Source organism: Cellvibrio sp. GW822-FHT04B05 (assembly GCF_058800985.1).
This window is the reverse complement of sequence record NZ_JBXAMU010000002.1, coordinates 353364-373172: the sequence shown is the minus strand read 5'-3', so window position 1 is coordinate 373172 and position 19809 is coordinate 353364. Positions and strand designations below refer to the sequence as shown.

At 47.7% G+C, this 19809-nt stretch carries 19 protein-coding genes; 11 read left to right on the top strand and 8 right to left on the bottom strand.

Going from position 1 to position 19809, the window contains the following annotated elements:
* Positions 1-7: 7 nt before the first annotated feature.
* The 4 genes from AC1RJL_RS07255 to AC1RJL_RS07240 form a co-directional block, all read right to left on the bottom strand.
* On the bottom strand, positions 8-1972 hold the full coding sequence (locus tag AC1RJL_RS07255) for an NPCBM/NEW2 domain-containing protein (RefSeq protein WP_492912413.1): 1965 nt from the start codon (positions 1970-1972) through the stop codon (positions 8-10).
* Positions 1973-2009: 37 nt separating this feature from the next.
* Positions 2010-2969, bottom strand: a complete 960-nt coding sequence (locus tag AC1RJL_RS07250; protein ID WP_492912411.1) for a glycosyltransferase family 2 protein — start codon at positions 2967-2969, stop codon at positions 2010-2012.
* Between the two features lies 1 nt (position 2970).
* A complete protein-coding gene (locus AC1RJL_RS07245) occupies positions 2971-3366 on the bottom strand; it encodes a GtrA family protein (RefSeq protein WP_492912409.1) in 396 nt (131 codons plus the stop codon).
* A gap of 209 nt (positions 3367-3575) precedes the next feature.
* Complete coding sequence (locus AC1RJL_RS07240; RefSeq protein WP_492912407.1) at positions 3576-3803, bottom strand: 4-diphosphocytidyl-2C-methyl-D-erythritol kinase; 228 nt, start codon at positions 3801-3803, stop codon at positions 3576-3578.
* Between the two features lie 331 nt (positions 3804-4134).
* Between AC1RJL_RS07240 and AC1RJL_RS07235 the strand changes: the two genes are divergently transcribed.
* The 4 genes from AC1RJL_RS07235 (at position 4135) to AC1RJL_RS07220 (ending at position 6740) form a co-directional block, all read left to right on the top strand.
* Positions 4135-4608 carry a MerR family DNA-binding protein gene (locus tag AC1RJL_RS07235; RefSeq protein WP_492912405.1) on the top strand — a complete coding sequence of 158 codons (474 nt, stop codon included), beginning with the start codon at positions 4135-4137 and terminating at the stop codon, positions 4606-4608.
* A gap of 75 nt (positions 4609-4683) precedes the next feature.
* Positions 4684-5253, top strand: a complete 570-nt coding sequence (gene dcd, locus AC1RJL_RS07230; protein WP_492912403.1) for a dCTP deaminase — start codon at positions 4684-4686, stop codon at positions 5251-5253.
* 54 nt (positions 5254-5307) lie between these two features.
* Positions 5308-6534: a BaiN/RdsA family NAD(P)/FAD-dependent oxidoreductase gene (locus AC1RJL_RS07225; RefSeq protein ID WP_492912401.1), complete on the top strand. Its 1227-nt coding sequence runs from the start codon at positions 5308-5310 to the stop codon at positions 6532-6534.
* A 20-nt stretch (positions 6535-6554) separates the two neighbouring features.
* The gene (locus AC1RJL_RS07220) at positions 6555-6740 is read left to right on the top strand and encodes a hypothetical protein (RefSeq protein WP_062058844.1); all 186 of its coding nucleotides are present in this window, start codon (positions 6555-6557) and stop codon (positions 6738-6740) included.
* An 84-nt stretch (positions 6741-6824) separates the two neighbouring features.
* Here the strand turns inward: AC1RJL_RS07220 and AC1RJL_RS07215 are convergent, their stop codons facing one another.
* The 4 genes from AC1RJL_RS07215 to purM are packed head-to-tail and all read right to left on the bottom strand — an operon-like array spanning position 6825 to position 9824.
* Complete coding sequence (locus tag AC1RJL_RS07215; RefSeq protein ID WP_492912398.1) at positions 6825-7310, bottom strand: FKBP-type peptidyl-prolyl cis-trans isomerase; 486 nt, start codon at positions 7308-7310, stop codon at positions 6825-6827.
* Positions 7311-7370: 60 nt separating this feature from the next.
* Positions 7371-8084: a DUF3108 domain-containing protein gene (locus tag AC1RJL_RS07210; protein ID WP_492912396.1), complete on the bottom strand. Its 714-nt coding sequence runs from the start codon at positions 8082-8084 to the stop codon at positions 7371-7373.
* A gap of 11 nt (positions 8085-8095) precedes the next feature.
* Positions 8096-8764 (bottom strand): phosphoribosylglycinamide formyltransferase, encoded by a 669-nt coding sequence (purN, locus tag AC1RJL_RS07205; RefSeq protein WP_492912394.1) that lies wholly within the window; start codon positions 8762-8764, stop codon positions 8096-8098.
* Between the two features lie 4 nt (positions 8765-8768).
* Positions 8769-9824 carry a phosphoribosylformylglycinamidine cyclo-ligase gene (gene purM, locus AC1RJL_RS07200; RefSeq protein WP_492912392.1) on the bottom strand — a complete coding sequence of 352 codons (1056 nt, stop codon included), beginning with the start codon at positions 9822-9824 and terminating at the stop codon, positions 8769-8771.
* A 259-nt stretch (positions 9825-10083) separates the two neighbouring features.
* On the opposite strand from purM, the gene AC1RJL_RS07195 reads away from it, so the two are divergent.
* The 7 genes from AC1RJL_RS07195 to AC1RJL_RS07165 all read left to right on the top strand — a co-directional run bounded on the left by AC1RJL_RS07195 (position 10084) and on the right by AC1RJL_RS07165 (position 19620).
* Entirely contained in the window at positions 10084-11340 is a 1257-nt protein-coding gene (locus AC1RJL_RS07195) for a DUF2066 domain-containing protein (protein ID WP_492912390.1), read from the top strand.
* Positions 11328-12062: a DnaA regulatory inactivator Hda gene (hda, locus tag AC1RJL_RS07190; RefSeq protein WP_492912388.1), complete on the top strand. Its 735-nt coding sequence runs from the start codon at positions 11328-11330 to the stop codon at positions 12060-12062. The genes AC1RJL_RS07195 and hda overlap by 13 nt, the downstream gene beginning before the upstream one ends.
* A gap of 237 nt (positions 12063-12299) precedes the next feature.
* Positions 12300-14072, top strand: a complete 1773-nt coding sequence (locus AC1RJL_RS07185) for a glycoside hydrolase family 9 protein (protein ID WP_492912386.1) — start codon at positions 12300-12302, stop codon at positions 14070-14072.
* 170 nt (positions 14073-14242) lie between these two features.
* Positions 14243-16132 carry a methyl-accepting chemotaxis protein gene (locus tag AC1RJL_RS07180; RefSeq protein WP_492912384.1) on the top strand — a complete coding sequence of 630 codons (1890 nt, stop codon included), beginning with the start codon at positions 14243-14245 and terminating at the stop codon, positions 16130-16132.
* Positions 16133-16463: 331 nt separating this feature from the next.
* Complete coding sequence (locus AC1RJL_RS07175; protein WP_492912382.1) at positions 16464-17360, top strand: hydroxypyruvate isomerase family protein; 897 nt, start codon at positions 16464-16466, stop codon at positions 17358-17360.
* Between the two features lie 20 nt (positions 17361-17380).
* Entirely contained in the window at positions 17381-19069 is a 1689-nt protein-coding gene (locus tag AC1RJL_RS07170; protein ID WP_492912380.1) for a GMC oxidoreductase, read from the top strand.
* The gene (locus AC1RJL_RS07165) at positions 19066-19620 is read left to right on the top strand and encodes a gluconate 2-dehydrogenase subunit 3 family protein (RefSeq protein WP_492912378.1); all 555 of its coding nucleotides are present in this window, start codon (positions 19066-19068) and stop codon (positions 19618-19620) included. The genes AC1RJL_RS07170 and AC1RJL_RS07165 overlap by 4 nt, the downstream gene beginning before the upstream one ends.
* The last annotated feature ends 189 nt before the right edge of the window (positions 19621-19809 follow it).

Here is a 19809-nt window from a genome sequence, read left to right as displayed (position 1 = left end):
TGATCAATCAATTTGAAGTAGGTGCCGGTAAGGATTCCCGCAGCATGTCCGATTTTTGGGTAAAAGTGATAACTGTGTTAACCCAGTCAGCATGATCCCACTTGTCATCTTTTAGTGATGTGACTTTCAAATTAAGTTTTTTAACACCGGTAACGTCAATAGTGTGGGTAGGTAAGCTGCGCTCATGTCCTAAAATAGGTTCCGATTCCCACAGCAATTTTTCGTCGCCCCAAACAGAGAACCGGACATCTGCACTGCCAACTTCATCATCCAGACCTACTTTGAAATTGAATTCGGTTGCGCCGTCAGGCAGTTGATATTGGATATCTGAATTAGCATGGGTACCTATACCTTGTGCATAACGACGATTGGCAAGTGAGAGATGATTACCGTCAAAACTGCGATGCAAAGCCATAGTGCCATGGTCTTGTCGGGCATAATTCAACGGCAACTCGGTCAGAAATTGTTGGTTTTCTGTAAGTGACAGTTGATGTATCTGGTAGCGATCAAAAAAATAGCCCAGCATTCCGCCTGTCGCGATAATAAAGAATAGAACCGCAGCGAAGGGAATTTTGGATGCTTTGATAGACAGGGATGCAAATGTATTGAATACCCTTCTTCCAATCATTAACTCGGCTAAGCCCAATATCAAAACTATTACGATTAGCCATGAAAGGCCATGCCAAATATCGGAGCCATTAATCTCCAAAATAATCAGCATATTCAGTGCGCAGAGCATACTGATTATGGTTGGATAAATAAGCTTTTGGTGGGCTATGGCGCTGTACGCCAACGCCAATACAACGGCAGGAAATAAATATCGTTCATGCATGGCTGGCAGCAAGGTAAAAAACGCTACAGCGCATATCATTGCGGAGAAGAATGAATGGGCTAGTAATTGTTGTTCATTATAGTTTGTACTGTTTTTGACGAGAAAATGGATGCCTTGAAAAAATACATAGAGTGCGGTTAATGAGAATAAGAGCATGCCGAAATATTTTGCGGTAAATGCGGTGGCGATTGCCGAGTCTGCCGCAATGCCGAAAAGGACAATATTGTCCGGTGCTGTATTCCCAGTGAGTAAAATCCAAATGTTGGCCGCATTAAACGTAGTCATCGGATACTGCCCGAGTGTATCGATATACGCTTGCTTGAATGCCTGCCAAAAGTGCCCGGCTAGAATAGAGGGCAGGAAGACTACTGCACCCAGCGCGATAGCAAGTAAAATTCCTACAAGATGTTTACTTGTGTTGCGAAAAAATAAAAACCCAAATACGGGTGCAAAGGCGATCATCTGGAATTTTGTGAGTAGAGCCAATGCAAAGACAGGAATGGATAAATAACTCCAGCGCTGATCCACGGCTAATAATATTGCAGCAAATGCCATCACCGCTGGAATAAGATCTACTTGCCCCCAGATGGGCCCATTAACCAAAATCGCCGGGTTTAATACCGTTAACAGCATCATGGTATGGATAAAGCTTCGCGATGCGTTGAATCGCTTTAATTGGCTGAATACCAGTAGCGTTAATATACAGTGAAAAATTGTTACCGGGATTTGGGTGAGAAATTTTAAAAAGTCATTGTGTTCAAGTGGAATGCCACTCAGTGTATAAAACTTCCCTACTATATAAAGCCAGTGCACATACAGCGGAGGATAATTGCCATTAAATCCGTCGTAACCATTGGTTGATAACTGACGCACCCAGTCTTGCCAATAACCAAGGTCCTGACTGTAGCCTTTCAAAAAGAGCAAGCCAAAGTTAGCGATAACGGCCAGAACCAAATAGGCCTGCAACACACTGGACGACCAAGGTGAGGAGAGATTGGTGTTGAGCGGAGCCAAATCACTAAGTGATTTATTGGAAGTCGACATCGGCGTTGTTTCGAGATCTTCTGTACCGGCGGCTGATTCAGTTTCCAGTATTGGCTCAAAAGTGCTGTTCGAATTAGTATCTGTTGGCGCGTTCATAAGAATAATCTTGTTCCTGCCTGGTATTAGTGAGTGATTAATCCTTTTTGCCTACGATATCGCTTATATGAAACTTTGGCCTTCTTTTTACTTCTTCATAAATTTTTGATAGGTATTCACCAATAATACCCAGACAGATTAACTGCACACTTCCGATGAATAACAAAGGTAGAAGTACAGATGCCCAGCCCGGAGTGGCGTTGTCAGTGAGGAAGCGTATTACCAGTACCCAGGCAATTAGTATGAAGGACGCGAAACCTGAGAGCAGACCTAACACGGTAATCATGCGCAATGGTGCAGTAGAAAAAGCAGTAATACCTTTCCAGGCGAATGACAGCATTTTCTTCAGTGGATATTTACTTTCACCCGCTTCGCGCGCCTGACGCTCATATTCAACTATGGACGAGGGATAGCCGACCTCACGCACAATACCGCGAAAAAATAAATTGGATTCGCCGTATTCTTTTAATGACTCTAATGCGCGACGGGAGAGCAGGCGGAAATCGGCATGGTTGAAAACCAGATCGACGCCCATTTTTTTCATCAAATGGTAATAGCCTTCAGCAGTAAAACGTTTGAAGAATGTATCGGTATGACGTGCGGAGCGCACACCGTAGACAACATCATTTCCTTTCAGGTATTCATCCACCATTGCTTCGATATTATGCGGATCATCTTGTAGATCAGCATCGATACTGACGGTGATATCTTCAGTGGTGGTACAAAGGCCGGCGTAAAGCGCATTTTGATGACCTTTGTTGCGCGATAGCTTAATTGCAACTAATGCGGGGTTATTGGCTGCTTCTGCGGCGAGGATTTTCCAGGTTTGGTCTTTGCTGCCATCATCAACCAAATAGATTTTAGATTCAGTAGTGATCTTTCCTTTGGTAATCATTGCATCGCGCAAATTCAGCATGGTCGCCAGCGTTTTGGGCAGCATTTCCTCTTCGTTATAGCAAGGAATAACCACTGCGAGCGATGGAATGGAAACTGTCATTTTAATGATTCCTGTAAATCCAGAATTTATGCACCACAAAATTCAATACCACAGTTATTCCTGTGGCCAGAAATTGGGCAACCAAATAATGCTCGACCCATGGTAAGGCGAGAACGTTATCGAATAACCATAAAAAAGCGGCAAACAACAAAGTATTGGTTGATAAGCCGATAGCAACCGCCAGCGCATACTTCGGGAAAGTGTGTGCGTGGTTGCTAGAGCTCTTGAATGTGTAGTGGTAGTTCGCCCAGTAGTTAAAGAATGATGAAAGCACATACCCTGTAGCAGAGGCGATTACCTCTGGTAGTAAACGGCTTTCAACAAACAAGATCAGTAGTAGAAACTGAATCAGGGTGGATATTCCACCGATACCTACAAATAGAACGAAGCGTTTCATTGTTATTCTATTGAGTTGTTATTGTTGTGAATTGTCAGTAATTGCGCTGTTCCAAAAACGCAGCACATTAGCATACTTTTATCACAAAAGTGGTAGGAATTATAAAACTCTAACGCAGCTTAAAGAGGGAATGTGACGATTGTATAAAATGAGTTTGGGCAGAGGGTGGAGTTTAGTAGAGGCATAATTTTTATTTTATTAATAAAAAATTATGCCCATTTCAAGGCTGCGCCTACACGTTCGATGTAAATGTACTCGGCTTTATTGGTAAGCGGATGGCAGGTATGGCGTAAATGATGATGATCAAGGGTTGAGCCCATGTATTCCCAGCAATGGCTATCATTAACACAAAGGGGATCACCTTCGTTCATACGATAGCCCGCCAGCTCGTCCCACATCTTTTGCCACTCAGGGTGATTGATGTCGAGATATTCCATAAATTGTCCTTTGGCAGGTAAAGTTGGCTGCTAAAACAGAATGAATAATGTTCAGTTATTCTGGTTTATTAAATATCTTTGTCAAGAATCACTAGTAACTTAATGATTTATATAAAGTTATTTATGCAGAATTGTGCGTTAATTCACTTATTATAAAGTATTTTTGTGAAATATTGGCGTTTAAATATGTATTTTTGTGTCTAAATGTAGCAAAAATTTTGCAAAATATTACAAGTGGTTATAGATAGGCGGTGAAGACTCTTAGTTGACATTCCAGTTACTGAAATGTTTAAGGTGTCCATCATTAAACTATTTGTTGGAGGAGGGATATATGAATATCAGTCAGGCTGCGCAAGCGTGTGGTTTACCCAACAAAACCATCCGTTACTACGAGGACATAGGCTTGGTTGTGCCGCAACGGCAACAAAGTAATGATTACCGGATTTATTCGTTGGACGATATAGCCCAACTGCGCTTTCTGCAGCGCGCAAGGGCGGTTGGTTTTAGCCTTGATGAGTGCCGCGAGCTTTTGGCGCTGTATGCCAATCCGCAGCGTCGGTGCGTGCAAGTGAAGGCAATGGTGAAGGAGAAGATCGTGCAGGTCGACCAACAACTCATTGCCTTGAGTGCGATGCGTGACACTTTGGTTGATATGGCAAATGAATGCGCTGGCGATGACACCAGCGACTGCGCGATTATCAATCAACTGGCGGTTGTAGAATTGCCGCCTGTTAAGAGATCAAACGCAATGGCGTTTACCTTGGTGGATACGCCGGATGATACAGTTTCAAGCGATCGCTCCTAAGCCATGTGCCGGTGTTTTTCTACCTTGAAAAAGGCTATGATGCGCGCCGTTTAACTATTTGCAATTGGAGCGACTATGAGCATCAAATCCGATAAGTGGATGCGCCGTATGGTTGAAGAGCACGGCATGATCGAACCCTATGAGCCTGGCCAGGTTCGTTATGACGCTCAGGGACAACGCATTGTGTCTTACGGTACTTCAAGTTACGGTTACGATGTTCGTTGCGCTGATGAGTTCAAAATTTTTACCAATGTGCATTCCACCGTGGTCGACCCCAAAAACTTTGACGAAAAAAGTTTTGTCGATATCAAGAGTGATGTGTGCATTATTCCGCCCAATTCTTTCGCCTTGGCGCGTACGGTTGAATATTTCCGTATTCCGCGCAGCATTTTGACGGTGTGCCTGGGTAAATCAACTTATGCGCGTTGTGGCATTATCGTTAACGTAACGCCGCTGGAACCTGAGTGGGAAGGGCATGTGACCCTGGAGTTTTCCAACACTACGCCTTTGCCTGCAAAAATTTATGCCAATGAAGGCGTTGCACAGATGCTGTTTTTTGAATCAGATGAAATTTGTGAAACCTCGTATAAGGATCGCGGTGGCAAGTATCAAGGCCAGCGCGGCGTAACTCTACCTCGCACCTGATATTTTCACCTGTAATTTTTGCTGGTGCCACGCACCAGCTCTGCAGTGCTTGCTATGGCAATCCCTTCCCAAACTCAAGTATTAGTTATTGGTGCCGGTGCGGCCGGTTTAATGTGTGCCGCAACAGCTGGCGCGCGTGGTCGCGCGGTGGTCGTTATCGATCACGCCAATAAAGTGGGCAAAAAAATTCTCATGTCCGGCGGCGGTCGCTGCAACTTCACTAATATGGAGGTGCTGGCTAAAAACTATCTCTCGGACAATGCCCACTTTTGCAAATCAGCGCTGGCGCGTTATACCCAGTGGGATTTTATCGCGTTGGTGCAAAAACATCGTATTCCCTACCACGAAAAAAAACTTGGCCAATTATTTTGCGACAACAAAGCGCAGGATATTTTGTCGATGCTGCTTGATGAGTGCGCGCAAGCCGGTGCTGACATCTACACTCTCTGTGATGTTGAGCAAGTCATTGCACTGGCAGAAAGCGATTGGCCGATGCGTTATAAAGTCAAAACCTCACAGGGCACGATTTATTGTGAGTCTTTGGTAGTGGCGACGGGGGGCCTTTCAATTCCTACTCTGGGTGCTACAGGTGTGGGTTATGAATTGGCGGAACAATTTGGTCTGCCGTTAAAGCCGCGCACTGCAGGTTTGGTTCCTTTTACGCTTTCACCAGCGCAGCTTGCAGTATTTTCGCCTTGCGTTGGTAGTGCGCTTGAGGTCAGCGTGAGTTGCGAAACGGTGAGCGGATATATGAGTTTTGCAGAATCCATGCTCTTTACCCATCGCGGCTTTAGTGGTCCCGCTATGTTGCAGATATCGTCTTACTGGCAGCCGGGTAAAGAAGTGGAAATAAATCTGTTGCCGCAATTAAATTTGTTCGATTTTTTAAATGAGCAACAGAAAGCGCGCCCCAAGGTTTTGCTTACGACTATCATCGGCGAATTGCTCACTAAAAATATCGCGCAATGTTTATGTGATTACTGGGGTGAGCGGTGGAAGGGCAATCGTCCCATCAATCAATACACGCATGCAGAGTTGCAGGTGATTGCTACGCAATTCCACGAATGGAAAATCATGCCTGCCGGCACGGAAGGTTATCGTACCGCTGAAGTTACATTGGGAGGTGTGGATACTAATCATCTCTCCTCCAAAACTATGGAGGCAAAAACGCAGGCGGGTTTATTTTTCATTGGTGAAGTTGTTGATGTAACAGGTCATCTGGGCGGCTTTAATTTCCAGTGGGCCTGGGCATCAGGTGTCGCGGCAGGTGCTTATGTTTAATAAAGCGAGGGTGCTAAATCATGGGTGATGTTATCCAATTCAAAAAACCAAGCCCCTTTGATAAACATAAAGGTAAAACGCTGTGCCGCAGCGGTTTTCATAAGTGGGAAGTGGTAAAAGAAAAACAATTTGATGTGAAGCAGGGCAAGCTGGTAACGATCTATAAATGCAGCCGTTGTGGTGAGCAAAAAGTAGAATTGAAGTAGCAGTATTTATCGCTTCGTATTGCAATAAAAAAGCTTCCCCTGCATTAAAACAAGGGAAGCTTTTTTGTTTTTATCACTGGGTGATTAGTGGTGGTGATGTCCACCGGCACCGTGTGCATGGCCGTGGTTCAATTCATCTTCGGTCGCTTGGCGTACTTCGGTAATTTCTACATCGAAGTTCAGGTCAACACCGGCTAATGGGTGATTGCCATCAATGGTCACTTGATCGCCTTCCACTTTGGTTACCGTAACAACCTGCAGGCCTTGTTCGGTTTCTGCATGGAATTCCATACCTACTTCAATGTTGTCGATGCCAGAAAACATATTGGATGGCAGCTCTTGTACCAGGCTGTCATCGCGCAGGCCGTAAGCTTGGGCTGCAGCAACGGCAACATTCAATTTATCACCGACGGTTCTGCCTTCCAGTGCATCTTCCAGGCCGGGAATGATGTTGCCTGCACCGTGCAAGTAAGAGAGAGGCTCATGGCCGTCTGAAGAGTCGAGCACCTTGCCAGTGCCATCGGTTAAAGTGTAATGGAAGCTGGCAACGCAGTTTTCAGAGATGTTCATAAAGAGCCTTTTCGTTTAAGTAAATAAAGTTAATGGGATTCCTGGTTAAAGCGTAAATCATTAAAACTTTTTGATGGCTTTGCCATTCAGGGTCGCCTTATGGATATAGATGGTATAGGCCTCGCCTTTCTCTTCTTGCTGTAAGCGTACCAGTAAATAATTCCAATCTTTAGCAAGCCATGCATAGGTTACACGCTCGTCATTTTCGCGGCTGCGTTTGACTTTGACTGTATTGACTTTGCCTAACGGTGTATCCAGTAATTCCTCACCTACGGTGGTGAATGTGTAGTCTTTCAGGCGACCGCCATCGGCAATTTGATAGGTAAAGTTTTTATGTCCGTTGCGCAAATCCTGTTGTAATTGGATCTGGTAGCTTAATTTATCCTGTACTTTCTGTGCGATGTCCATTTGCCAACTGGTTTTCTGCACATTGTTGGTTACAGTCTTATTAGGCCAGTCAAAGCTTAGTTCTGCGGTGCGCGCTTTGCCAAGGCCACGTCTGGCATAGCTATAGTGCAGGGGGCTAATGGTTTGTTGCTTCGGATTCCACTGCATTTTGCTTTTTTCAGTGATGGTTCCGACCATGGAGTCTGCTTTAAACAGCAGTTCATATTGATTGTCGCTGGTTTTGGTCAGGCGATTGGTAACCGTAATATTGAAGCCATAGAGCTTGGCTTTATATTCATTATCAAACGTTACCGGGGCTTCCGCTGCAAAAGTCAGGGGGGCGAGTAGTATGGTGAGGCAAAGCAAGATGGTGCGGATACTGGGCATGGATATTCCTTTTAAAGCTCATTTGCCTCAATTTGATAACCGCAAGCGGGCAAAAGTTCACCATTTAACTCGGTTTTGTTATCTACCATTTTCAATTTACCTTGTGCAAACCATTTTACCGCTAATGGATATATCACATGTTCCTGGCGCTGTACGCGCTTGGCGAGCGTACTGGCATCGTCAGTTGCGAGTACCGGGACGACAGCTTGAACAATGGCGGGGCCGCCATCCAATTCTGCCGTTACAAAATGAACCGTTACACCATGCTTGCTTTCGCCAGCATCAATCGCGCGCTGGTGAGTATGTAACCCCTGGAATTTGGGCAGTAGCGAAGGGTGAATGTTGAGCATTCTGCCTTGGTAGTGTTGGGTAAATTCCGGCGTGAGGATGCGCATAAACCCGGCGAGAACCACAAGGTCAGGATTATATGCATCGATGGTGCGCATTAATTCCTGATCAAAGGCTTCGCGGCTGGCGAAACCTTTGTGATCAAGGACAGCAGTGAGAATGCCTGCCTCGATGGCACGGGTTAAGCCAAATGCGTCGGGACGATTGCTGACTACAGCGGCTAGCTCGATCGGCAGGTCGCCGTGGGAGACACCGTCAATCAACGCTTGCAGATTGCTGCCACTACCCGAAATCAGGACAACAACCCGGGTTTTCACTCCGTTGGATAACATTCGCTTAGAGGCCTTGCAGTTCAACCTGGTGTTCTTCACCGGTTGCTTTAGCGATGGAGCCAATCACAAACGCATTTTCACCCGCTGCACGCAGGATGCTGAGGGCATTCTCTTTCTCGCTTGCTGGAACAGCGATCACCATACCCACACCACAGTTGAAGGTGCGATACATTTCGCGGATGTCCACGTTGCCGCCGCGCTGTAACCATTGGAATACGGGTGGAAGTGCCCAGCTCTTGGTATCGATTATGGCTTTGCAGTCATCCGGCAATACACGCGGGATGTTCTCGGTCAGGCCGCCACCGGTGATGTGAGCCATAGCGTTGACTTGTGATTCTTTGATCAACTTCAATACTGATTTAACGTAAATGCGGGTAGGTTCCATCAGCGCGTCTGCCAGTGGTTTGCCGCCGCAATCCTGATTCAGGTCGGCTTTGGTGACATCGATAATTTTGCGGATCAATGAATAACCATTGGAATGTGGGCCGCTGGAGGTCAGTGCGATCAAAGTATCGCCAGCTTGTACTTTGCTGCCGTCAATGATTTCAGATTTTTCGACTACACCGACGCAGAAGCCAGCCAGATCGTAATCTTCGCCTTCATACATTCCGGGCATTTCGGCAGTTTCACCGCCTACCAATGAGCAGCCGGACAATTCACAGCCATCACCAATACCGGATACTACCGCAGCAGCTACATCCACATTGAGTTTGCCAGTGGCGTAGTAATCGAGGAAAAACAATGGCTCGGCACCGGTAACAACCAAATCATTAACGCACATGGCTACCAGGTCGATACCGATGGTGTCGTGTTTTTGCAGGTTCATCGCCAAGCGTAACTTGGTGCCCACACCATCAGTGCCGGATACCAATACCGGTTGGCGATAGCCCTCGGGTATCTCGCACAACGCAGCAAAACCACCCAGGCCGGCCATTACCTCGGGGCGACGTGTGCGTTTGGCAACGCTTTTAATGCGTTCAACCAGCGCATCGCCCGCGTCTATATCAACGCCTGCATCTTTGTAGCTAAGGGATGGGGTAGGGGTTTGGTTTTGGCTCATAAGAAAGGGCTCACAGCTCTGGCAGTTGGAGTGGTTTAAAAAAAGGCCGCCATTCTAACAGCTTATAGCGGTACTTGCAGGCCAAAGCGCTATTTGGCGGTAAGTTATTGTTTGGAGGTTTTGTTTGGACGGATGTTAATCAGTAAGCGGGAATCGGTGGAATTTGTGCCGACTGCCCCGATTAGCCTTGCCGCGCCCTTGTTTAAGCCTGTTACAATGCCGGCTTCCCGATTTTAGTCGCTGCATCCAGGGGTAAAATTTGTTGCGCTCTCCGCTTATCCGTCTGCTGGTTTCCTGTTTGATGATCAGCCTTGCCAGTCCGTTATGGGCCGGGCAATTGGTTGATATTTATCGTGCCGATACTCTGGTGAAAAACCAATCCGAGGGCGAGCGCAATGCAGCTGCCCGTGCAACCTTGGGCGAGGTGATTGTCCGTGTCTCCGGTCAGCGCAGTGCCCTTGATCATCCTGCTATCAGAGAGGCAACTACCAAGGCGCAGAATTATCTGTTCGGCTTCAGCTACAAATCCTCTAGCGAAACAATAACCGTCAATGGAAAAACGTCGGCGGCTATCGGATTGCAGCTTAATTATGCGCCCCAGGCGATAGAGCAGTTGCTGCGTCAATCGCAGTTGCCGGTGTGGCCGGCGCAGCGTCCCAACGTGTTGGTTTGGTTGGTATCGAAAGACCAGGCCGGATTGCACCTCGCAACCGATCCGATTGATATCCAGGCGATGCAACTGCAAGCGCAGTATCGCGGTTTGCCTTTGGTGGTGGCCGATGCCGGTGTTGCCGCCGGGGATTTATGGAATCCGGATCGCGCAACCCTTGAAGCTGTTTCAGCGCGTTATAAAGCTGATGCAATCCTTGTCGGCCGTTATACCCCCTATAGTCTCGGCCCAATTCCGCCAGTAGGTGCAGTGAATAGTGCTGCTTCAACTGCGGCGGGCGTGGCCCAGGGGCAAGGTCCCTGGCTGGGTGACTGGCAGTTATTCCACAACGGCAATGTCCAGTCATTCAGTGACGAAACACCCGAAGTGAAAGGTTTATTGACCTCTGTTGTTGATCGTGCGGCGGATTATTTCGCCAACCAATATGCGATCACCCCGACAGGCCAGGGGCCGCAAGCGATTATGTTGCACATCGGCAATATCACCAGCTTTGGTAAATTCAAGCAGGCACAGGCTTACCTTAATGAATTGGCAATGGTGCAACGCATGGAAGTGGTAAAAGTGAATGCCGATGGCATATTGGTGCGCCTCACAACCGAGGGTGATGTGAAATTGTTGGTAACGACATTGGCGCTCGGACGCCGTTTGACACCAACGCACACTAGTGCGGAATCGATGAGTAATACCCTGACTGCCGTTGCCAGTAATGCCGAAATTGATGCTGATGCCATGGGCGATCTGGATCAGGCATTGGCGAATGAAAATGCCTCTGGTAATAGCTCCGCAGTTGTGTCGGTGAATGCGGGTAGTGTCGGTAATCCTTTGATGTATGTTTGGCTGAAGTAGTTTTAGTGATGGTAAATGTGCCGCAGCAATTGTCGCTAAGTGTTAACTTGAATGATGACGCGACGTTTGAAAATTTTTACGCACCTGCGCATACGCACAATGCGATGGTCGTGCAGGGTTTGCGCCAGCAATTGGATGGCAGCGGTGAAGCGTTTATCTACTTATGGGGTGCCCCCGGTTGCGGCCTTACCCATCTATTGCAGGCCGCATGTCACCAGGCGCAGGAAATGGGTTTGTCTGTCCAGTATCTGCCGCTGCGCGATCTTGTCGGCTACGCGCCCGATGATTTATTTACCGGTTTGGAAATGATCGATCTGGTTTGCCTGGATTGTTTACCGACTATTGCCGGCCACTCCGATTGGGAACAGGCAATTTTCCATCTCTATAATCGCCTGCGCGACGCCGGAAAATGTTTATTGGTTGCGGCGGAATACAGCCCGCGTGAACTCGCGTTGAGTCTGGAAGATTTACGCTCGCGTTTGCAATGGGGCTTGACCTATCAAGTGCACAACCTGGTCGATGAAGATAAACAACAAGCGCTGCAAATGCGCGCCCGCAACCGCGGGTTGGAATTGGGCGATGAGGTAGCGCAGTACATCATCCAGCGTTTGCCGCGCGACACCAATGAACTCTTCTGGCAATTGCAGCGGCTTGATCACGCCTCGCTTGCCGAGCAACGTAAACTTACTATTCCTTTTGTAAAGAAAGTATTAGCGATTTGATCTCTACCTGCTTCACCACCAAAATCCCGCCTGCCTATTTACTCTTGTAGGCCATCTTCTTTTTTAGGTCACCACTTTAGGTTTTCACGCAAAAACGAAGCGCGTTGTTACTTCTGGTGAAGTAAGCTCGTTTCGTTTGTGAATGTATTTTCCCAGCGTTACACAACAGCCTGATTAACGACATTTAACACCATAACAAAAGGCTCATTGGGGCCTGCTACGCAATGGAGAATCGCAATGGTTTTATTTAATCCGACACGCCTGGTATCAGTGCTGGTGTTTGTCGCTGCATCCGGCTTGATGCTGGGCTGCGGCAACAATGGCGCACCAGCAGAAAAACCTGCCACATCATCTGCCGCAGCCGGCAGTATCAAATTAAATCAACTCGGCTTTTTACCTGAGGCTGCGAAATGGGCAGTTGTTCCCGATGTTGCCGCAACTCAATTTAACGTTATTGACGCAACTAGCGGTGCTGAAGTTTATAGTGGCAGTTTAAGTGCAGCCGCTAATTGGGATGCGTCGGAAGAAAATGTAAAGCTTGCCGATTTCTCCAATGTTAAAACACCCGGTCATTATCGTGTGCGAGTTGATGGCGTAAATGATTCTTACCCGTTTACGATTGGCAATGATGTATACAGCGCGTTAAACGCAGCGAGCATCAAAGCATTTTATTTTAATCGCAACAGTGCGGAATTATTGCCGGAGCACGCCGGTGTTTATGCGCGTCCGTTGGGCCATCCCGACACGCGGGTTTTAATTCACCCGTCTGCAGCGAGTGAAGCGCGTCCTGCGGATACGATTATCTCCAGCCCCAAAGGTTGGTATGACGCTGGCGATTACAACAAATACATTGTTAACTCCGGTATCGCGACTTATTCACTGCTTGCCGCTTACGAGCATTTCCCGGAAATATTTAATAACCAGAATTTAAATATTCCTGAAAGTGGTGACGCCATTCCCGATCTGCTCAATGAAACCCTGTGGAATCTTGAGTGGATGTTGACAATGCAAGATCCAAATGACGGTGGTGTGTATCACAAGCTCACCAATAAAAAATTTGATGGTACAGTGATGCCACACGAAGCAACTGCCGAGCGCTACGTCGTGCAAAAAACGACTGCAGCAGCGCTGGATTTTGCAGCGGTAATGGCAACTGCCGGCCGCGTGTTGGTGCAATATGAAAATCATTTGCCGGGTATGTCGGCAAAAATGTTGGCTGCGGCGGAATCTGCGTGGGCATGGGCAGCTGCTAATCCGGCAGTGATTTATAAGCAGCCATCCGATATCAAAACCGGTGAATACGGCGATGCAAATCTCGCCGATGAATTTGCCTGGGCGGCGGCCGAGCTGTACATCTCCACCAAAAAAGACAGCTACTACATCGCGATGCAACCGGCCGAAACAAACGCGACAGTTCCCTCGTGGGGTGATGTGCGCAGCCTGGGTTGGATTTCGCTTGCACATCACCGCAAACAATTAACCGCAATTGCCGACCAACAATTGATCGCCAGCCGTATTGATGAATTGGCGGCAAGTGTGCAAATAGTATGGGCGACGTCTGCTTATCGCGTCACCATGCAGAAAAAAGATTTTGTGTGGGGTAGCAACTCGGTTGCGTTAGGGCAGGCGATGATACTGGTGCAAGCATACCGGTTGAACGGCAAGCGCGATTATCTGGATGCCGCGCAGGCAATGCTGGATTATGTTCTCGGGCGCAACGCAACTGACACGTCGTTCGTTACCGGCTATGGCACCAGGACAACTTTGCATCCGCACCATCGTCCGTCGGGCGCCGATGGGATTGCCGAACCTGTTCCGGGTTTTATTGCGGGCGGTCCGCAAGCAGGGCAGCAGGATAAGTCCGATTGCGAGGTTGCTTATCCATCGCCGATTACCGCTAAATCCTATCTTGATCATTACTGCAGCTACGCCAGTAATGAAGTGGCGATCAATTGGAATGCACCATTAGTGTATGTATCTGCTGCTATCCTGGCGCTGACACCAAAGTAACCACCGCACACAGGAAAATGTTCGATTAAGCCAGCCTCGCGCTGACTTTTTTGATGCCTGAGTAAAAACACCCATAAGGATTCCTGCGTCGCGTGCTGGATTTTCCTGAATCCCGTCTATGCTTTTAACGTTTCCTGTCGCTCTCATCGCAATCGTGTAAAGGAGTCTTTGTGAATTTTCATAGTCTGAATACCAAAATGATGTCGATCATCCTGTTGGTAGTGGTGAGCTATGTCATCACCTTGTGGGTGCTCAACAGTCAAGCCAGCCGTATGCAACACGGTTTGGCAACTGAATATGCGGAAGAGCTTGCGCAACATGAAGCCTATAAAGCGAAAGGCCGGTTAGACGTGGCGATGAACGCCTCGCGTACGCTCGCGCAGGCATTGGCGGGGTTGCGTAAAGTAAATGGTAATCGTGCGACTGCAGATGCATTGCTGCGCGAAGTATTGGATGCAAATCCCGCATTCCTCGGTGTATGGACCGGGTGGGAGCCGAACGCATTTGATGGTAAAGATGATGCTTACCGCAACGCGCCTGGACATGATGGTAGCGGACGCTATGTTCCTTATTGGAATCGCGGATCGGGCAAGTTGATTGTTGAGGCATTGGTGGATTACGACAAGCCGGGTGCAGGCGATTTTTACCAGTTACCTAAAAACAATCGCACCGAAACCCTGATCGAACCCTATCTCTATACAGTGGCAGGTAAAGAAATCCTGATTACCACCGTGGTTGTACCCATCATTCAAAACGGTCAGTTTTTAGGGGTGGCGGGCGTGGATATCGCGCTTTCCGATTACCAAAATGAAGTCAGCCAGATTCACCCTTACGAGGTGGGGTACGCCAGTTTGCTATCCAACAATGGAACCTACATTGGCGATGCCAAAGCAGATAATGTTGGCAAGCAAATTAATGATGGTAAGTTATTCGCTGCAATTCGTGCAGGTGAAACGCTCGGGCGCGAAACGTTTGATGATTATTTGCAAGCGGATGCTTATCAAGTTTCTGTGCCCGTTATAGTTGGCAACGTCACAACACCCTGGTCGTTTCGCGTGAGTGTGCCGGTTGAGCGGATGATGGAAGATGTGATTGAGATGCGTAACATCGCTATTATTATTGGCGTGGTCAGTATTGTGTTGGTGACGATTATTCTCATCTGGGGAATTCGTACCTGGGTATTAAATCCAGTCAATGTTGCACGCGCAGCGGCACTGCGTCTTGCTGACGGTGATTTGTCGGTAACGATTGATGCGTACGGCAAAGATGAAATTGCGCAATTGCTCGGCGCGATGAAAACCATGAGCGAAAAATTGGTCGGGATAATTCTCACTATTCGCAACTCTGCGCAAGAGTTGGTGCAATCCAGTGAGCAGGTGGGAAGTACATCGCAAAGCCTTTCACAAGCAGCGACACAACAAGCGGCAACCGTAGAAGAGACTAGTGCATCAGTGGAAGAAATTTCTGCTGCCGTTGCGCAAAATTCCGATAACGCGCGTGCGACCGACGGCATTGCCAGTAGTAGTGCCACATCGGCTGCAGAAGGTGGCGAAGCAGTGCGAGAAACCGTATTAGCCATGCGCCAAATTGCCGACAAAATTAAATTGGTCGATGAAATTGCCTACCAAACCAATTTGCTCGCGCTCAATGCCGCGATTGAAGCTGGCCGTGCAGGCGAACACGGAAAAGGTTTCGCTGTAGTCGCTGCCGAAGTGCGCAAACTCGCACAGCGCAGCCAAGAGGCCGCACAAGATATAGGTGCAGTTGCCGGTAAAAGCGTACAGCTCGCTGAACGTGCCGGTAGCTTATTAGATGAAATGCTTCCATCGATTCGCAAAACTGCTGACTTGGTTCAAGAAATTAGCGCCGCATCCAGTGAGCAGTCAAACGGGTTGGAGCAAATCAGCGCAGCCGTAAGCCAACTGGCGCAAACCACGCAGGTGAATGCATCTTCTGCCGAAGAGCTGAATGCAACCGCGGAAGAGATGAGTAATCAAGCTATTCAATTGCAGGAAATGATGGAATTTTTTGTGGTCGATGAGCGTGTACAGCATTATTAGGAGATTAAATTGTTTTACAAAAGCCAGCCATGCGCTGGCTTTTTTGATTACAAAAAATTCCATGTATTTTTAATTGGGATATGCTTGGGATTTTTCGCGCTACGGCCAAGCAGAAATGGGGTTTTTCCAAATGGAAAACTTTGTTGAATCACAGTTATAAATAATCCCTTCTCTTTTTTACTGTTCTTTTACACCTGTTTGCACGTTATTGTCATAAAGAGTAAAGATGCGTTGACCGCATAGATAACCTTTTGGCGGCGAGCTAACCTTTATTCGCGGCTTTGGAGAGAGCCGTGGTAACCACCAGGTAACAAAAATAGAGTTAGTGACCATGAGCCATTCCGTAAATCGCCGTGCACTGATGCGCGGCGCTGTCGCCAGTGCATTAGGTTTATCCAGCCTGTCAGCACTCGGTACAGAACTCGCTTTATCATCCGGTACTCCTACAACTGCCCTGAAAGGCAATATTTCTCACTCAGTCGCGCGCTGGACGTTTGACTTTCTTTCGCTTGAAGAACTGTGCCTGGTTGTTAAACGTTTGGGTTTTTCAGCGATTGATTTAGTTGGGCCGAAAGAGTGGCATATTCTTAAGCAGTATGGGGTGGATTCTTCCATGTGCAATGGCGCCGAGTTGAATCTGGAAGATGGCTGGGGCGATAGCCGGTTTCATAAACCACTGGTAGAGAGCTACCGCAAACATATCGATCTGGTGAGCGCTGCCGGCTATAAAAACCTGATTTGTTTTAGCGGCAATGCGCGTGGCAAAGATCCGGAGGAAGGTTTGAAAAATGCGACCAAAGGTTTGCAAAGCATCCTTGCGCAAGCTGAAAAGCGCGGCGTAGTTTTGCAGATGGAATTATTTAACAGCAAAATCGATCACCCCGATTATTTCTGTGATAACTCTGCATGGGGAATCGAGTTGTGCAAGCGTCTCGACTCACCCAATTTCAAATTGTTGTACGACATTTATCACATGCAAATCAGCGAAGGCGACATCATCCGCACCATTCAACACCATCATCAATACTTTGGTCATTACCACACGGCGGGTGTACCTGGCCGCAACGAGATTGATGATTCCCAAGAGCTTTACTACCCAGCCATCGTTCGCGCCATTCAAGCCACCGGCTTCAAGGGTTACGTCGCGCAGGAATTTATGCCCAAGCGTGCCACGAACAAAGAAAAAATTGAATCCTTGCAAGCCGCTATTCGCATCTGCGACGTTTAATCCCATTCAGAGGTAGGTCTATGAGTACACAGCACTTCGATGCCATCGTTGTTGGCTCCGGCATTAGCGGTGGTTGGGCCGCAAAAGAACTGACTGAAAAAGGTTTGAAAGTATTGTTGCTCGAACGCGGGCGCAACATCGAGCACATTAAAGATTATGTGAATGCAGGAAAAGATCCATGGGATTATCCACATCGCGGTCGTCCTACGCAGGAGATGAAAAGAAATCACCCGGTATTGCAGCGCGATTTTGTGCTTAATGAAGAAACCAACGGCATGTGGGCAAACGAACAGGAAAGCCCTTACGTTGAGAAAAAACCGTTTGATTGGTTTCGGGGCTATCACGTCGGTGGCCGCTCGTTATTGTGGGGTCGCCAAAGTTATCGCTTTAGCCAGCAAGATTTTGAAGCTAATGTGCGTGAAGGTATCGCTACTGATTGGCCGATTCGCTACACAGATATCGCGCCCTGGTACGATTATGTTGAGCGCTTCGCCGGAATTTCCGGCAGCCTCGAAGGTTTGGATCATTTGCCCGATGGTCAATTCCTGCCGCCGATCGAACTTAACTGTGTAGAAAAAGATGTAGCGGCTCGCATCAAAAAAGTGTACGCCGGCAAGCGTTTAATGATTAACAGCCGCGTTGCGAATATCACCCAGCCAAAGCCGGAGCAGGGCAGGGTTAATTGCCAGTATCGCAACAAATGCTGGTTGGGTTGTCCGTTCGGTGCTTATTTCAGCACCCAGTCATCCACCCTGCCGGCGGCGATGAAAACCGGCAATCTCACACTGCGACCTTTTTCAATAGTAAGCCAGGTGCTGTATGACAAAGATAAAAAGCGCGCGCGCGGCGTAGAAGTAATTGATGCAGAAACCAATCAGACTTATGAATTTACTGCGAATGTCGTTTTCCTTAACGCCTCCAGTTTTAACTCCACCTGGATTCTAATGAATTCCGCTACCGATGTGTGGAGTGGTGGTTTGGGCAGCAGCAGTGGCGAATTGGGTCACAACGTAATGGATCATCATTTCCGTGTTGGTGCCGGTGGTCTCGTTGAAGGTTATGAAGACAAATATTATTACGGCCGTCGTCCAGCCGGTTTTTATATTCCGCGTTTTCGTAATCTTGGTGATGAGAAGCGCAATTATTCGCGCGGTTTTGGTTATCAGGGTGCGGCAAGCCGTCAGGATTGGAACCGCGATATTGCCGAGATGGGTGTCGGTGCTGACTTTAAAAATGCGCTTGCTGAACCGGGTGCATGGACTATCGGCATGACGGCGTTTGGTGAAATGCTGCCGCATCATGACAACCGTATTTATCTCGACCACAATACCAAAGACAAATGGGGTCTGCCTGTTTTGGCAATGGATGTTGAGATTCGTAAAAACGAATTGGCAATGCGTAAAGACATGATGCAAGACGCGGTAGATATTCTTGAAGCTGCCGGCGTTAAAAATGTGCAGGGTGCTGACTGGGGTTATTCACCCGGGATGGGCATCCATGAAATGGGTACTGCGCGGATGGGGCGCGATCCAAAAACCTCAGTGCTCAACGGATTTAATCAGGTATGGGACGCTCCCAATGTGTTCGTCACCGATGGCGCCTGTATGACCTCGGCCTCTTGCGTAAACCCATCGCTAACTTATATGGCTCTTACTGCGCGGGCAGTTGATCACGCTGTCAAAGAATTGAAAAAGGGGAATCTGAAATGAATCGCCGTGAATTATTAAAACTGATTACTGCTGCTACCGGCACTGCAATGATTGGTGGCACTGCGCTGTTGAGCGGCTGTGCCACCAGTCCACCCGTTCCGGCCAATTTTTCTGATGAAAATATCGCGCTGCTGGATGAAATTGCAGAGACGATTTTACCGCGCACCGAAACACCGGGTGCAAAAGATGCGAAAGTCGGCGAGTTTATGACAGTGTATGTGAATGATTGCTACACACTTGATGAGCAAGCTATTTTTCATAAAGGTTTAATGGCCTTTGAAGACAGTTGCAAGAAAACCTGCAAACGCAATTTTATGGAACTTCAACCTACTGAGCGCGAAGCGTTTATAAATCAACTCGACCGCGAGGCAAAAGCGGAAGTGGCGATGGGTAAAATTCATTACTTCACTATGATCAAGCAACTGACCCTGTTTGGTTTCTTCACTTCGGAAGTGGGCGGTACGCAGGTACTGCGTCATGCTCCGATTCCGGGTCGCTTTGATGGCAACCTCGCCTACAAGGTGGGTGACCGGGGTTGGGCTACTAAATAGTCGAAAGCAGGTAAGTAGTTGGAAACAGGTAAAGGCAGCCAATCGGTTGCCTTTTGGTATCGCAGCAAAAAAGTGGACGTCATATTTCATCGGGTAAATATTCAAAAAATGAAATTATGCACAGTTTTGCGATGGAAAAAATATCGCCACCCACGCTCAGAATCTTCCTGCAGCTTTTTAAATCCCTGA

What these genes read in the sequence shown, in the direction of transcription:
- AC1RJL_RS07255 (WP_492912413.1), bottom strand. Translation starts at nt 1,972, where the DNA reads ATGAACGCGCCAACAGATACTAATTCGAACAGCACTTTTGAGCCAATA.
- AC1RJL_RS07250 (WP_492912411.1), bottom strand. Translation starts at nt 2,969, where the DNA reads ATGACAGTTTCCATTCCATCGCTCGCAGTGGTTATTCCTTGCTATAAC.
- AC1RJL_RS07245 (WP_492912409.1), bottom strand. Translation starts at nt 3,366, where the DNA reads ATGAAACGCTTCGTTCTATTTGTAGGTATCGGTGGAATATCCACCCTG.
- AC1RJL_RS07240 (WP_492912407.1), bottom strand. Translation starts at nt 3,803, where the DNA reads ATGGAATATCTCGACATCAATCACCCTGAGTGGCAAAAGATGTGGGAC.
- AC1RJL_RS07235 (WP_492912405.1), top strand. Translation starts at nt 4,135, where the DNA reads ATGAATATCAGTCAGGCTGCGCAAGCGTGTGGTTTACCCAACAAAACC.
- dcd (WP_492912403.1), top strand. Translation starts at nt 4,684, where the DNA reads ATGAGCATCAAATCCGATAAGTGGATGCGCCGTATGGTTGAAGAGCAC.
- AC1RJL_RS07225 (WP_492912401.1), top strand. Translation starts at nt 5,308, where the DNA reads ATGGCAATCCCTTCCCAAACTCAAGTATTAGTTATTGGTGCCGGTGCG.
- AC1RJL_RS07220 (WP_062058844.1), top strand. Translation starts at nt 6,555, where the DNA reads ATGGGTGATGTTATCCAATTCAAAAAACCAAGCCCCTTTGATAAACAT.
- AC1RJL_RS07215 (WP_492912398.1), bottom strand. Translation starts at nt 7,310, where the DNA reads ATGAACATCTCTGAAAACTGCGTTGCCAGCTTCCATTACACTTTAACC.
- AC1RJL_RS07210 (WP_492912396.1), bottom strand. Translation starts at nt 8,084, where the DNA reads ATGCCCAGTATCCGCACCATCTTGCTTTGCCTCACCATACTACTCGCC.
- purN (WP_492912394.1), bottom strand. Translation starts at nt 8,764, where the DNA reads ATGTTATCCAACGGAGTGAAAACCCGGGTTGTTGTCCTGATTTCGGGT.
- purM (WP_492912392.1), bottom strand. Translation starts at nt 9,824, where the DNA reads ATGAGCCAAAACCAAACCCCTACCCCATCCCTTAGCTACAAAGATGCA.
- AC1RJL_RS07185 (WP_492912386.1), top strand. Translation starts at nt 12,300, where the DNA reads ATGGTTTTATTTAATCCGACACGCCTGGTATCAGTGCTGGTGTTTGTC.
- AC1RJL_RS07175 (WP_492912382.1), top strand. Translation starts at nt 16,464, where the DNA reads ATGAGCCATTCCGTAAATCGCCGTGCACTGATGCGCGGCGCTGTCGCC.
- AC1RJL_RS07170 (WP_492912380.1), top strand. Translation starts at nt 17,381, where the DNA reads ATGAGTACACAGCACTTCGATGCCATCGTTGTTGGCTCCGGCATTAGC.
- AC1RJL_RS07165 (WP_492912378.1), top strand. Translation starts at nt 19,066, where the DNA reads ATGAATCGCCGTGAATTATTAAAACTGATTACTGCTGCTACCGGCACT.